Source organism: Enterobacter sp. JBIWA003, from assembly GCF_019968825.1.
Classification (GTDB): domain Bacteria; phylum Pseudomonadota; class Gammaproteobacteria; order Enterobacterales; family Enterobacteriaceae; genus Enterobacter; species Enterobacter quasiroggenkampii.
In genome coordinates, this window is record NZ_CP074170.1 from 4,680,611 (window position 1) to 4,695,286 (window position 14,676).

The 14,676-nt window shown below is 57.5% G+C and carries 10 protein-coding genes; 7 read left to right on the top strand and 3 right to left on the bottom strand.

Translation table 11 applies throughout. The features are described 5' to 3' along the window. Positions 1 to 172: 172 nt before the first annotated feature. The 3 genes from feoA to feoC are packed head-to-tail and all read left to right on the top strand — an operon-like array spanning position 173 to position 3,001. The gene (gene feoA / locus KGP25_RS22795; RefSeq protein WP_008503050.1) at positions 173 to 400 is read left to right on the top strand and encodes a ferrous iron transporter A; all 228 of its coding nucleotides are present in this window, start codon (positions 173 to 175) and stop codon (positions 398 to 400) included. A 30-nt stretch (positions 401 to 430) separates the two neighbouring features. Further along, positions 431 to 2,749 (top strand): Fe(2+) transporter permease subunit FeoB, encoded by a 2,319-nt coding sequence (feoB, locus tag KGP25_RS22800; protein ID WP_048027698.1) that lies wholly within the window; start codon positions 431 to 433, stop codon positions 2,747 to 2,749. Between the two features lie 12 nt (positions 2,750 to 2,761). Further along, on the top strand, positions 2,762 to 3,001 hold the full coding sequence (feoC, locus tag KGP25_RS22805; RefSeq protein WP_048027699.1) for a [Fe-S]-dependent transcriptional repressor FeoC: 240 nt from the start codon (positions 2,762 to 2,764) through the stop codon (positions 2,999 to 3,001). On the opposite strand, the gene bioH is transcribed toward feoC, so the two are convergent. Further along, positions 2,973 to 3,755: a pimeloyl-ACP methyl ester esterase BioH gene (gene bioH, locus KGP25_RS22810; protein WP_223539652.1), complete on the bottom strand. Its 783-nt coding sequence runs from the start codon at positions 3,753 to 3,755 to the stop codon at positions 2,973 to 2,975. The genes feoC and bioH overlap by 29 nt on opposite strands. Positions 3,756 to 3,791: 36 nt before the next feature. Here bioH and gntX point away from each other — a divergent pair, with 36 nt between their 5' ends. The 3 genes from gntX (at position 3,792) to gntT (ending at position 6,745) form a co-directional block, all read left to right on the top strand. Then, complete coding sequence (gene gntX / locus KGP25_RS22815; RefSeq protein ID WP_223539653.1) at positions 3,792 to 4,475, top strand: DNA utilization protein GntX; 684 nt, start codon at positions 3,792 to 3,794, stop codon at positions 4,473 to 4,475. Between the two features lie 61 nt (positions 4,476 to 4,536). Next, the gene (gene nfuA / locus KGP25_RS22820; protein WP_008503055.1) at positions 4,537 to 5,112 is read left to right on the top strand and encodes a Fe-S biogenesis protein NfuA; all 576 of its coding nucleotides are present in this window, start codon (positions 4,537 to 4,539) and stop codon (positions 5,110 to 5,112) included. Positions 5,113 to 5,428: 316 nt separating this feature from the next. After that, positions 5,429 to 6,745 carry a gluconate transporter gene (gene gntT, locus KGP25_RS22825; RefSeq protein WP_024907902.1) on the top strand — a complete coding sequence of 439 codons (1,317 nt, stop codon included), beginning with the start codon at positions 5,429 to 5,431 and terminating at the stop codon, positions 6,743 to 6,745. 87 nt (positions 6,746 to 6,832) lie between these two features. Here gntT and malQ read toward each other — a convergent pair whose 3' ends face one another. Next, a complete protein-coding gene (gene malQ / locus KGP25_RS22830) occupies positions 6,833 to 8,911 on the bottom strand; it encodes a 4-alpha-glucanotransferase (RefSeq protein ID WP_223539654.1) in 2,079 nt (692 codons plus the stop codon). A gap of 9 nt (positions 8,912 to 8,920) precedes the next feature. Continuing rightward, the gene (gene malP, locus KGP25_RS22835; RefSeq protein WP_223539655.1) at positions 8,921 to 11,314 is read right to left on the bottom strand and encodes a maltodextrin phosphorylase; all 2,394 of its coding nucleotides are present in this window, start codon (positions 11,312 to 11,314) and stop codon (positions 8,921 to 8,923) included. A 585-nt stretch (positions 11,315 to 11,899) separates the two neighbouring features. Here malP and malT point away from each other — a divergent pair. After that, complete coding sequence (gene malT / locus KGP25_RS22840) at positions 11,900 to 14,605, top strand: HTH-type transcriptional regulator MalT (protein ID WP_048027711.1); 2,706 nt, start codon at positions 11,900 to 11,902, stop codon at positions 14,603 to 14,605. Positions 14,606 to 14,676: the final 71 nt, after the last annotated feature.

Here is a 14,676-nt window from a genome sequence, read left to right on the forward strand (position 1 = left end):
AAATACTCCGCTTTTCGTTTTCCCGGCATTTCAGCAAATATTGAGCAAGGTCAAAAAGGCCGTAAATTAATATCGCAAACAACATTCCGTCACAGTTTTAATATTGCTGATAAAAACTATTCTCATTATCATCGCATAGTAGATAATTTAACCTTTCGTGGAATCAGGCGTTATGCAATTCACTCCAGACAGTGCATGGAAGATTACCGGTTTTACCCGCGAAATTAGCCCGGCCTATCGGCAGAAGCTGCTGTCGCTGGGCATGCTGCCCGGTTCGTCATTCCAGGTCGTACGCGTGGCGCCGTTAGGCGATCCGGTTCATATCGAAACCCGACGCGTGAATCTGGTCCTGCGTAAAAAAGACCTCGCGTTAATAGAAGTCGAAGCCTTATCCCGATAACAAGCCAGCGGTTTCAGTGAGTCTAAAAAAATGAAAAAGTTAACTATTGGCTTAATTGGCAATCCTAATTCCGGCAAGACCACGCTTTTTAACCAGTTGACCGGGGCTCGCCAGCGCGTGGGCAACTGGGCGGGCGTGACGGTTGAACGTAAAGAGGGCCAGTTCACGACGACAGACAACCAGGTGACGCTGGTTGACCTTCCCGGCACCTACTCCTTAACCACCATTTCGTCGCAAACCTCGCTCGATGAGCAAATCGCCTGTCACTATATTCTTGGCGGCGACGCGGATCTGCTGATCAACGTGGTCGACGCCTCAAACCTCGAGCGTAACCTTTATCTTACGCTGCAGCTGCTGGAGCTGGGTATCCCCTGCATCGTGGCGCTCAACATGCTCGATATCGCAGAGAAACAAAAGCTGCGCATCGACGTCGATGCCCTCTCCGCGCGCCTGGGGTGCCCGGTCGTTCCGCTGGTCTCGACGCGCGCGCGCGGTATTGATGCGCTGAAGCTTGCCATTGACCGTCACGCGGGAAATCGCGACGTTGAGCTGGTGCATTACGCGCAGCCTCTCCTGCGTGAAGCCAACGTGCTGGCGCAGGAGATGGATAACGCTATGCCTGCGAAACAGCGTCTGTGGCTTGGCCTGCAGATGCTGGAAGGGGATATCTACAGCCGCGCTTACGCCGGGCATGCGGCCGATAAGCTGGACGTAACGGTGGCCCGTCTTAGCGACGAGCTGGACGACCCGGCGCTGCACATCGCCGATGCCCGTTACCAGGCCATCGCCTCGATTTGCGACGTGGTCAGTAACGCGCTGACGGCGGAACCCAGCCGCTTTACGGCGGCAGTGGATAAGATTGTGCTTAACCGCTTCCTCGGTTTGCCCATCTTCCTGCTGGTGATGTACGTGATGTTCCTGCTTGCCATTAACATCGGTGGTGCACTGCAGCCGATTTTTGACGCCGGTTCCGTCGCGGTCTTCGTCCACGGGATCCAGTGGGTGGGTTACACCCTGCACTTCCCGGAATGGCTCACCATCTTCCTCGCGCAGGGGATCGGCGGCGGTATCAATACCGTTCTGCCGCTGGTGCCGCAGATCGGCATGATGTACCTGTTCCTCTCGTTCCTGGAAGATTCCGGCTACATGGCGCGCGCGGCGTTCGTGATGGATCGTCTGATGCAGGCGCTGGGCCTGCCGGGTAAATCCTTCGTCCCGCTGATCGTCGGCTTCGGCTGTAACGTGCCGTCGGTGATGGGCGCACGTACGCTGGATGCACCGCGTGAACGTCTGATGACCATTATGATGGCGCCGTTTATGTCCTGCGGTGCCCGCCTGGCAATCTTTGCTGTCTTTGCGGCAGCCTTCTTTGGCCAGCAGGGCGCGCTGGCGGTCTTCTCGCTGTATGTCCTGGGCATCGTGATGGCGATCCTCACCGGTTTAATGCTCAAGCACACCATCATGCGCGGTGAGGCGTCACCGTTCGTGATGGAGCTGCCGGTGTACCACGTCCCCCATCTGAAAAGCCTGGCGATCCAGACCTGGCAGCGTCTGAAAGGCTTCGTCCTGCGCGCCGGTAAGGTGATTGTCATCGTCAGCGTTTTCCTGAGCGCCCTGAACAGCTTCACCCTGAGTGGACAGGCAGCGGATAACATTAACGACTCTGCCCTCGCCTCCGTCAGCCGCGTCATCACGCCGGTCTTCAAACCGATTGGCGTGCATGAGGATAACTGGCAGGCAACCGTCGGCCTGTTTACCGGCGCGATGGCAAAAGAGGTGGTTGTCGGTACCCTGAATACGCTCTACACCGCCGAGAACATTCAGGAGCAGGAATTTAACCCGGCTGAGTTTCATCTCGGTGATGAGCTGCTGGGTGCCGTAGAGGAAACCTGGCAGAGCCTGAAGGACACCTTCAGCCTGAGCGTGCTGGCGAACCCGATTGAGGCCAGCAAAGGCGATGGCGAAATGGCGACGGGTGCCATGGGCGTGATGGGCGAGAAATTTGGCAGCGCGTCCGCGGCCTACAGCTATCTCATCTTCGTTCTGCTCTATATTCCGTGCATCTCCGTGATGGGGGCGATTGCCCGCGAGTCCAGCCGCGGCTGGATGGGTTTCTCCATCCTGTGGGGGTTAAACATTGCCTACTCGCTGGCGACGCTGTTTTATCAAACCGTTAACTTCAGCCAGCACCCACGCTACAGCCTGGTCTGCATTCTTGCGGTTGTGCTGTTCAACGTGGTCGTTCTCGGTCTGCTGCGGCGGGCACGCAGCCGCGTCGACATCGACCTGCTGGCAAACCGTAAAACCGCCGCAACCTGCTGCAACAGCCCGGCGGGCGACTGTCACTAAGGAGCACACATCATGGCATCGTTGATTCAGGTTCGTGATCTGCTGGCGCTGCAGGGGCGAATGGAGGCGAAACAGCTGAGCCTCAGTCTGCATACGCCGCAGCCGATGATCGATGCCATGCTGGCAAGACTGGAAGCCATGGGGAAAGCGGTGCGGATTCAGGAAGAGCCGGACGGTTGTCTGTCCGGCAGCTGTAAACATTGCCCGGAAGGAAAAGCCTGCCTCACGGAGTGGTGGTCACTTCGCGAATAAAGACGGTCAGCGCCGAACAAAACTCGTCAGGATGTGAGATAAACGGCGCGTGTGCCGCTTTAGCGACCACCATTGATTGGCTTTTCGGCCACAGGTCATCAAGCAGCGGAGCCACTTTGCGCGGCACCAGGCCGTCAAGGTAGCCGTAGATACGCAGGTGCGGAAGCGCCAGCGACGCCAGCGGTTCACGCAGATCGATCGTCTTGAGTATCTCAAGCCCCCCGTTAAGCACCTCAACGTCAGGCATCGGCAGCGACAGCACGGTCTGCTTCAGCGTACGGGCATCCTTACGGGCGGTTTCAGTTCCCATCGTCTGCAGGGCGAGGAACCGCTCTACGGTCCGCTGGAAATCTTCGCTCAGCTGCTGCTGGAAGCCCGCCAGCACCTCGGGTTTTATCCCCGGCCACGCGTCCTGCGCGCTAAAACAGGGCGACGACGCCACCGTCACCAGCGCTTTTACCCGGTCAGGCCGCGACAGCGCAATCTGGCTTGCCACCAGCCCGCCCAGGCTCCAGCCCAGCCAGACAGCGTTTTGCGGCGCAGCGTCCAGAACCTGCTGCGCCATCTCATCAAGCGACATCGCGCCAAAGCCGCGGCTGCGGCCATAACCCGGCAAATCCACCAGATGCAGCGTGAAATGCGAGGCAAGTTCCTCACGTATGCAATGCCATATCTCTGCATTCAGGCCCCATCCGTGCAGCAGCACAAGATGGCAATTTCCTGTCCCTACGGTCTGCCACCACAGCGTCTTCATCAGTTACTGTTCTCTTTTTTCACATGGAGGTTGCACATGCTAACAGTACCTGGGTTGTGCTGGCTATGCAGAATGCCGCTGGCACTCAGCGGATGGGGCATCTGCTCCGTCTGCACGCGATCGCTGCAATGGCGTATCGGGACCTGTCCACAATGCGGTTTACCGGCCATCAGTCCCTCTTTGCCCTGCGGCCGCTGCCTGAAAAAATCCCCGCCGTGGAGTGCGCTGGTGGCGGTGGATGATTATGTTCCGCCGCTGAGCAGGCTGATTCACGCGCTAAAGTTTTCCGGCCAGAGTGCGCTGGCTCAGCCCCTTGCCCGACTGCTACTGCTGGCGGTTTTGCAGGCGCGGCGCCACCGCGCATTGCCGAAAATCGACAGGGTGGTAAATGTCCCCCTGTACCGACGTCGGCACTGGCGGCGGGGTTATAACCAGAGTGACCTGATCTGCCGTCCCCTCGCCCGGTGGCTTGGCTGTCAGTATGATGCCCGCGCGCTGACACGTGTTCATGCCACCGCCATCCAGCATCAGCTCAGCGCCCGGCTTCGCAAAAGAAACCTCAAAAATGCCTTTCGCCTTGAATTGCCGGTCGACGGTCTTCATATCGCGATTGTGGATGATGTCGTCACCACAGGCAGTACCGTTGCTGAACTTTCCCGACTGCTTTTGCAAAGCGGCGCCGCGTCGGTTCAGGTATGGTGTCTGTGCCGTACCTTGTAGCCCTTCTTCAATGGGCGTATGATTATACCCAGGTAATTTAGTCAACTATTAGGCCAAAGCTATGATCCGTATTTCCGATTCTGCACAAGCGCACTTTGCCAAACTGCTGGCAAATCAGGAAGAAGGGACGCAGATCCGCGTGTTTGTGATTAATCCAGGCACTCCGAATGCAGAATGTGGTGTTTCTTATTGTCCTCCGGACGCTGTGGAAGCCACCGACACTGCCCTTAAATTTGAACAGCTCACCGCCTATGTTGATGAGCTGAGCGCACCGTATCTTGAAGATGCGGAGATCGACTTCGTCACCGATCAGCTGGGTTCTCAGCTGACCCTGAAAGCACCGAACGCGAAAATGCGTAAAGTGTCTGACGATGCCCCTCTGATGGAGCGCGTTGAGTATCTGCTGCAATCCCAGATCAACCCACAGCTGGCTGGCCACGGCGGCCGTGTTTCCCTGATGGAAATCACCGACGAAGGTTTTGCCATTCTGCAGTTTGGCGGCGGTTGTAACGGTTGTTCAATGGTCGATGTCACCCTGAAAGAAGGGATCGAGAAGCAGCTGCTGAACGAGTTCCCGGAACTGAAAGGCGTGCGTGACCTGACCGAACACCAGCGCGGCGAGCACTCCTACTACTGATTCAGTGCCCGTCTGTATTGCCCGGTGGCGCTGCGCTTACCGGGCCTACAAAACCCTGTTCCCCCTCTTCGTTCCCCTCTATATGTTGACCTGCGTCTCATAATTCACATTTTGCCTTCCAGGGTGATTCTCAATCACGCCATGTTACCCGTATCATTCTCATGGGCACTAAACACATTCATAACAGCCGACTAAACTTAATCGTTTAAAAGGCATCAGTATTAGTGCCGTTACTTCTCTGTTCCCAGTTGGGACAATCGGAATTTGTCGTTGAAACAATGACGTTACGCATAACAATTCAAAGGCCAGGTAAATCATGCCATTAGTCATCGTTGCTATCGGTGTTGTGTTATTACTGCTCTTGATGATCCGCTTCAAAATGAACGGATTTATCGCTCTGGTTCTGGTGGCGCTTGCAGTCGGTCTGATGCAGGGGATGCCGCTGGTGAAAGTTATCAGCTCGATTAAAGCCGGTGTCGGCGGCACGCTCGGTAGCCTGGCGTTGATCATGGGCTTCGGCGCCATGCTCGGTAAAATGCTGGCGGACTGCGGTGGCGCCCAGCGTATTGCCACCACGCTTATCGACAAATTTGGTAAGAAGAACATTCAGTGGGCAGTGGTGTTAACCGGCTTTACCGTCGGTTTCGCGCTGTTCTATGAAGTGGGCTTCGTATTGATGCTGCCGCTGGTGTTCACCATTGCGGCTGCCGCGAGCATCCCGCTGCTGTATGTCGGTGTGCCTATGGCCGCGGCGCTGTCCGTGACCCACGGCTTCCTGCCGCCGCACCCGGGTCCAACCGCTATCGCGACCATCTTCCACGCGGATATGGGTAAAACCCTGCTGTTCGGTACGATTCTGGCGATCCCGACGGTGATTCTGGCCGGTCCGGTTTATGCCCGCTTCCTGAAAGGGATTGATAAGCCTATCCCGGAAGGTCTGTACAGCGCTAAAACCTTCACCGAAGAAGAGATGCCTGGCTTTGGCGTCAGCGTCTGGACCTCTCTGGTACCGGTGATCCTGATGGCGATGCGCGCCGTGGCAGAGATGATCCTGCCGAAAGGTCATGCGTTCCTGTCTGTGGCGGAATTCCTGGGTGACCCGGTGATGGCAACGCTGATTGCCGTGCTGATCGCGATGTTCACCTTCGGTCTGAACCGTGGCCGCTCCATGGATCAGATCAACGATACGCTGACCTCTTCCATCAAAATCATTGCCATGATGCTCCTGATCATCGGCGGTGGCGGTGCGTTCAAACAGGTTCTGGTCGACAGCGGCGTGGACAAATACATCGCCGCGATGATGCATGAAACCAACGTGTCGCCGCTCCTGATGGCCTGGTCTATTGCCGCGGTTCTGCGTATTGCGCTGGGCTCTGCGACCGTTGCGGCGATCACCGCGGGCGGTATCGTTGCGCCGTTGATTGCCACCACGGGCGTGAGCCCTGAGCTGATGGTTATCGCCGTCGGTTCCGGTAGCGTGATTTTCTCTCACGTTAACGACCCGGGCTTCTGGCTGTTCAAGGAGTACTTCAACCTGACGATCGGTGAAACCATCAAGTCCTGGTCCGCGCTGGAAACCATTATTTCGGTGTGCGGTCTGGTCGGGGTGCTGCTGTTGAATATGGTGGTCTGATGCCCTAAGTCGGGTGGCGGCTACGCCTTACCCGACCTACATGAGCACTACCGGATAATAAAAAACCCGCCACTGGCGGGTTTTTTATTACTTCTTCCCGGCAGCTTTTCGCCGCTTATCCAAATCCTTAATCAGCCTGTTCACCCCGTCATCGGCAAACATCGCCTCAAGCGTGGTGGACAGCTTGCGACGCCAGTTCTTGTACTGATAGCTGGTGCCCGGGATGTTCACCGGCTCCGCCATATCAATCCAGTCTTCCGGCTGCAGGCCCAGCAGGGCGCTATTGCTGTCGGCAATATAGCGCTGCAAACCACGATTGAGGGTCGCGGTCATCGACATCAGTGACGCTTTATGTCCGGCACGTTTTGGCAGACAGCCCTGCTTGTGCAGCGCATCCAGCAGCCCCTGTTTGGAGAGTTCGCGATCCTGATACAGGCCGCGTAACACCTCTTCATCAGGATACAGGCCCAGCGTTTTGCCAAGGGTCAGATCGCCGCTTTCCCAATAGCCACGAAGCGTAGGAAGGTCATGCGTCGTCGCGACTGCCATTGACTGTTCAGGGTACGCTTGCGGCGCGCGGAAGGTTTTCTCATGGTCGTTTTCAAAATAGAGCACTTTATAGGAGTAGACGCCGCTGTCGCGAAGCTTGCTGACAATTTCCACCGGCACGGTACCGAGATCTTCACCGATCACCATGCACTGATGACGCTTGCTTTCCAGAGCCAGGATCGACAGCAGATCGTCAACCGGATACTGCACGTACGCCCCGTGGTCCGCCGTTTCACCGTACGGGATCCACCACAGGCGCAGCACGGACATCACGTGGTCAATACGCAGCGCGCCGCAGTTCTGCATGTTCGCGCGCAGCAGGTCGATGAACGGCTCGTAGGCGCGCGCCGCCATGACGTGCGGATCCATCGGCGGTAGTCCCCAGTTCTGGCCCAGCGGGCCCAGGATATCCGGTGGTGCCCCCACAGAGGCCTTCAGGCAGTACAGCTCACGGTCACACCAGGTTTCCGCACCGCCCTCCGCCACGCCCACGGCCAGGTCACGGTACAGGCCAATCGGCATTTTATAGCCCTGGCTCACCTGCCAGCAGGCGGCAAACTGGCTGTACGCCAGCCACTGCAGCCACAGGTAGAAGTCCACTTCATCGGCATATTTTTTACAGAACGCTTTCACTTCCGGCGTGTCGACGGATTGATACGCTTCAGGCCAGACCGGCCAGCCCCAGCGCATTTCGTCCTCTTTCACCTGATACGCATGCAGCGCATCGAACGCCGCCTGCCAGTACAGGCTCTCGCCCTCCTGCGTCACGAACTGGCGGAACGCCGCCATCTGCTCGTCATCGCGCTGCGAAAAGCCTTTCCACGCCAGGCGCAGCGCGGCCATTTTCAGCGCCGTGACGGTGGAGTAATCCACCCAGTCGGCTTCGCGCGCCTGCTTCAGCGCCTGCTGCGTGGTGCTGAGTTTCCACCAGGCCTGCGCCTCCTGGCTGTTTTTGAAATCATCTAAAGCGTTAACGTCGATATAAATCACGTTCAGCCAGCGACGGGACGACGGGCTGTACGGGCTGGCGCTCTCCGGGTTGGCCGGGTAGAGGGCGTGGATCGGATTGAGGCCGATAAACGCGCCGCCGCGCTCGCCCACGGATGCCAGCATGTTCTTCAGATCGCCAAAATCACCGATCCCCCAGTTGCTGTCGGAGCGCAGCGTATAGAGCTGCACGCAGGCGCCCCACAGCTTTTTGCCTTCAAGCAGCGCCTGCGGCTCGTAGCAGCGTTTTGGCGCGACGATCACCCGGCAGTGGAAACGCCGATCGTCCTGGGTGAGCGTCAGGGTGTGATAGCCCTCCGGCAGCTTCGCCGGAAGGTTTAGCGTTTTGCCGCCGGTGGCGTGGCCTTTGTGCTGATGCCCCTCTTCGGTCGTGAGCAGCCAGCTAAACTCGCCACGTCCCTCCACCGCGAGCGGCATCTTTTTGCCTGTAGTGAATACCTTCACGTTCGGCACCGGCGCAGCCGACGCTTTCGCGTCGGTTTTGTGCATAGCGTCCAGCAAACGTCTTTTGGTGTCGGCGCCAATAGACTGTGGTTTGCCGTGAGCATTAATGTAACTGAGGCTAATTCCCGCCGCCTGCGCGGCACTGTCCAGACGTTTACTCTCCATCGCGCTTCCTTAGCGTTTTGCCTGCCAGATACGGGCCTGATAATCACGGATTGAGCGGTCAGAGCTGAACATACCGCAGCGCGCGGTGTTCAGGATGCACGCGCGGGTCCACGCTTCCTGGTCGCGATACAGCACATCGACCTGTTTTTGCGCGTCGACATAGGCCGTAAAGTCCGCCATCACCAGATACGGGTCACCGCCGTGTTTGTCCATGCTGTGCAGCATCTGGTCAAACGCGTGCTTGTCGCCGTCGCTGTATTTGCCGCTCTCCAGCTCCTTCAGCACCGCGTCCAGCACTTTGTCTTTCTTACGCCACTTCACCGGGTCGTAGCCTTTGGCCTTGATGGCTTTCACCTCTTCCACGGTGTGGCCGAAGATAAAGATATTCTCTTCGCCCACCTTCTCGGCGATTTCGACGTTGGCCCCGTCGAGCGTGCCGACGGTCAGCGCGCCGTTCAGCGCCAGCTTCATGTTGCCGGTACCGGAGGCTTCTTTCCCTGCGGTTGAGATCTGCTCGGAGATATCTGCCGCCGGGATCAGCATTTCAGCCGCCGAGACGCAGTAATCCGGCAGGAACACCACCTTCAGCTTGTCGCCCACTTTCGGATCGCTGTTGATCACCGACGCCACTTTATTGATGGCGAGGATGATGTTTTTCGCCAGGTAGTAGCCCGGCGCCGCTTTCGCACCGAACAGGAACACGCGCGGAACGCGATCGGCCTGTGGGTTCTCGCGGATCTCTTTGTACAGCGCCAGAATGTGCAGCAGGTTCAGGTGCTGGCGTTTGTACTCGTGTAGACGCTTGATCTGAATATCGAAAATCGCATTCGGGTTGATCTCAATCCCGGTACGCACTTTCACAAACTCCGCCAGGCGAACCTTGTTCTCCAGCTTGATCGCCCGGTACTGCTCGCGGAATGTCGCGTCGTCAGCGTATTTTTCCAGGTTGATGAGCTGGTCCAGATCGTTGGCCCACTCTTTCTTCAGGGTCTTGTCCAGCAGGCCCGCTAGCAGCGGGTTGCACTGCTTGATCCAGCGACGCGGCGTGATGCCGTTGGTCACGTTGTGGAATTTGGTTGGCCACAGCTGGTGGTATTCCGGGAACAGATCTTTGACCACCAGATCCGAGTGCAGCGCCGCCACGCCGTTGACCGCGAAGCCGCTCACCACGCACATGTTCGCCATGCGTACCTGCTTATCGTGAACCACCGCCAGCTTCGCCCAGACCGCCTTGTTGCCCGGCCAGGTTTTATCCACGAGCTTTTTAAACTGGTCGTTAATTTTGTTGATGATCTGCATGTGGCGCGGCAGCAGCGTTTTCACCAGCTTCTCATCCCAGCACTCCAGCGCTTCTGGCATCAGCGTGTGGTTGGTGTAGGCAAAGGTACGGCTGGTAATGGCCCAGGCGTCGTCCCAGCTCAGCTGATGCTCGTCGATCAGCACGCGCAGCAGTTCCGGGATGGCAATGGTCGGGTGCGTGTCGTTAAGCTGAATCACTTCGAAGTCCGGCAGCTGCGCCAGCTTGCGGCCCGCCAGGTGATGGCGACGCAGAATGTCCGCCACGGAGCAGGCGCACTGGAAGTACTGCTGCATCAGGCGCAGCTTTTTACCGGCCAGGTGGTTGTCGTTCGGATAGAGGACTTTGGTCAGCTTCTCGGCGTCGATGCCCTGCTGCTCGGCCCGCAGGAAATCGCCGTCGTTGAATTTAGTCAGGTTAAACGGGTGGGCGTGTTTCGCCTGCCACAGACGCAGCGGCTGCGCCACGCCGTTACGGTAGCCAAGCACCGGCAGATCCCAGGCTTCGCCGGTGATGGTGAACGCCGGTTCCCAGAGACCTTGTTTCGTCACTTTCCCGCCGATGCCAACCTGCACGTCAAGCTGCGCGTTATGGCGGAACCACGGATAGGTATTGCGATGCCAGTCATCCGGCGCTTCCATCTGGTGACCGTCAGCAAACGACTGACGGAACAGGCCGTACTGGTAGTTCAGACCGTAGCCAATCGCCGACTGGCCGACGGTCGCCATGGAGTCAAGGAAGCAGGCCGCCAGGCGTCCCAGGCCGCCGTTGCCCAGCGCCGGGTCAATCTCTTCTTCCAGCAGGTCGGTCAGGTTAATGTCGTGTTCTTTAAGGACGTCACCAACCTCCTGATACCAGCCGAGGTTCAACAGGTTGTTGCCCGTCAGACGGCCAATCAGGAATTCCATTGAAATGTAGTTTACATGGCGCTGGCCTTTTACCGGTTTTGCCAGGGGTTGAGCATCCAGCTGCTCTGCGAGCGCACCGCTCACTGCCTGCCACCACTGGTGAGGCGTCATCTCGTTTGCAGCATGAAGGCCAAAACGCTGCCACTGACGCGTCAGGGCAGCCTGGAATTGAGCTTTGTTGAAGGTAGGCTGTGACATAGGGGATCGGCATCCTTTAGAAAGAAAACACAAGTTGGCGCTAGTGTGCCTGGCTCATTTCCCCTCTTCCTCCTCCCGAGGGGGATTAGACAGGGAGGAGTAGCGGGGATGAGCAGAAAAGTGTGATCAAGGCCACTCTCAGAGCATAGTTCGAGTGTGCCCGGAAGATAAAAAAGTAACCGAGGAGAATGTCAAAGAAATGAAATGCGGTTTCGGGTGAAATTAAACCCCGCCGAAATAATTACTTACCTAGAATAATATTTCGGCAATCGGGAAATCGCTAAGGAGATTATTAATCTCCCTTAACTTTACCAGAAGTATATTAAATTCGACGTCACTATCCCTTTCTGAAACCAGTTTCAGCGCAGCCGCAGTACAGCCATACAAGCCAGCGTTGACGGGGCATCAAAGACCTTTTCAGAAAGTTCCCTCCTCTGCCTGAATGTTTTGTGACAGAGTGCAAATTCACAGCCACCAAATCCAGACATAACTTGCAATAGTTAACTTATTGGCCGACCTTATAACCATTAATTACGAAGCGCAAAAAAAATAAAATCTCTCGTTCCCCACAGTGAAGTGAAACCTATGTTGATTCCGTCTAAATTAAGTCGCCCGGTTCGTCTTGACCACACAGTGGTCCGCGAGCGTCTGTTGGCTAAACTTTCCGGCGCGCATAATTTCCGACTGGCGCTGGTTACGAGCCCTGCAGGTTATGGAAAAACAACGCTCATTTCGCAATGGGCCGCAGGTAAGAGCGATCTTGGCTGGTACTCTCTTGATGAGGGCGATAACCAGCAGGAGCGCTTTGCCAGCTATCTGATTGCCGCGATACAGCAAGCCACCCATGGACACTGCGTTGCCAGTGAGGTGATGGTACAAAAGCGCCAGTACGCCAGCCTGTCCTCCCTTTTCTCTCAGCTGTTTATCGAACTGGCTGAATGGCATCGCCCGCTTTACGTGGTGATTGATGATTACCATCTCATCACTAACCCGGTGATTCATGAATCAATGCGTTTCTTCCTGCGCCATCAGCCGGAAAACCTGACGTTAGTGGTGCTGTCACGCAACCTGCCGCAGTTGGGTATTGCCAACCTGCGCGTGCGCGATCAGCTTCTGGAAGTGGGTAGCCAGCAGCTGGCCTTTACCCACCAGGAAGCAAAACAGTTCTTTGACTGCCGCCTGACCTCACCCATTGAGGCCGCTGAAAGCAGCCGCCTGTGTGATGACGTCGCGGGCTGGGCCACGGCGCTGCAGCTCATCGCCCTCTCTGCCCGGCAAAACAACAGTCCAGCCCATCAGTCAGCGCGGCGTCTGGCCGGCATCAACGCCAGCCACCTCTCTGACTACCTGGTGGACGAGGTGCTGGACAGTGTCGATCCCTCGACGCGTAATTTCCTGCTGAAAAGCTCGCTGCTGCGCTCCATGAACGATGCCCTCATCGTGCGGGTGACGGGCTGTGAAAACGGTCAGCTGCAGCTCGAAGAAATTGAACGTCAGGGCCTTTTCCTGACGCGCATGGACGATCCCGGCGAGTGGTTTAGCTATCATCCGCTGTTTGGTAGCTTCCTGCGCCAGCGCTGTCAGTGGGAGCTGGCGGTTGAACTGCCGGAGATCCACCGCGCCGCTGCCGAAAGCTGGATGGCACAGGGCTTCCCGAGCGAGGCCATCCACCACGCGCTCGCTGCCGGGGATGCCAGCATGCTGCGCGATATCCTCCTCAATCATGCGTGGGGCCTGTTTAACCACAGCGAGCTGACGCTGCTGGAAGAGTCCCTCAAAGCCCTGCCGTGGGAAAGCCTGCTGGAGAATCCGCGTCTGGTGCTGCTGCAGGCCTGGCTGATGCAGAGCCAGCATCGCTACAGCGAAGTGAACACCCTGCTGGCGCGTGCCGAGCAGGAGATGGAAAGCGAGATGGATACCACCCTGCACGGCGAGTTCAACGCGCTGCGCGCTCAGGTGGCCATTAACGATGGCGACCCGGACGAAGCGGAACGGCTGGCGATGGTCGCGCTGGATGAACTGCCGCTGGCCAACTTCTACAGCCGCATCGTGGCGACCTCCGTGCACGGCGAAGTGCTGCACTGCAAGGGCGACCTCACGCGTTCGCTTTCACTGATGCAGCAAACCGAACAGATGGCGCGTCGTCATGATGTCTGGCACTACGCGCTGTGGAGCCTGATCCAGCAGAGCGAGATTTTATTCGCGCAGGGGTTCCTGCAGGCTGCCTGGGAAAACCAGGAAAAAGCGTTCCAGCTGATTCGTGAACAACACCTGGAACAGCTGCCGATGCACGAGTTCCTGTTGCGTATTCGCGCTCAGCTGCTGTGGGCATGGTCGCGTCTGGATGAAGCAGAAAGCTGCGCCCGCCAGGGTGTGGATGTTCTTTCCAGCTTCCAGCCTCAGCAGCAGCTGCAGTGTCTGGCGCTGCTGGTGCAGTGCTCGCTGGCGCGCGGCGATCTCGATAACGCCCGCAACCATCTTAACCGCCTGGAAAACCTGCTCGGCAACGGTCAGTATCATAGCGACTGGGTGTCAAACGCCGATAAGGTCCGGGTGATTTACTGGCAGATGACCGGCGATAAAAAATCCGCCGCCAACTGGCTGCGTCAGACGCCAAAACCGGAATTTGCCAACAACCACTTCCTGCAGAGCCAGTGGCGCAACATTGCCCGCGCGCAGATCCTGCTCGGTGAATTAGAGCCCGCTGAGATTGTGCTGGAAGAGCTGAACGAGAACGCGCGCAGCCTGCGCCTGATGAGCGATCTGAACCGCAACCTGCTGCTGCAGAACCAGCTCTACTGGCAGGCGGGTCGTAAAAACGATGCCCAGCGCGTGCTGCTGGAGGCGCTACAGCTGGCAAACCGCACCGGGTTTATCAGCCACTTTGTGATTGAGGGTGAAGTGATGGCCCAGCAACTGCGTCAGCTTATTCAGCTCAACACGCTGCCGGAGCTGGATCAACATCGCGCCCAGCGCATTCTGCGCGAGATTAACCAGCATCATCGGCACAAGTTCGCGCATTTTGATGAGAACTTCGTTGAACGTCTGCTGAATCACCCGGAAGTGCCGGAGCTTATCCGCACCAGCCCGCTCACCCAGCGCGAATGGCAGGTTCTGGGGCTGATCTATTCAGGCTACAGCAATGAGCAGATTGCCGGCGAGCTGGCGGTGGCGGCGACCACCATCAAAACGCATATCCGCAACCTGTACCAGAAGCTGGGCGTGGCGCATCGTCAGGATGCGGTACAGCATGCACAGCAGCTGTTGAAGATGATGGGGTACGGAGTGTAATTCATTGCCCGGCGGCGCTACGCTTGCACGGGCCTACGGGTGTTGTAGGTCGGGTAAGCGCAGCGCCACCC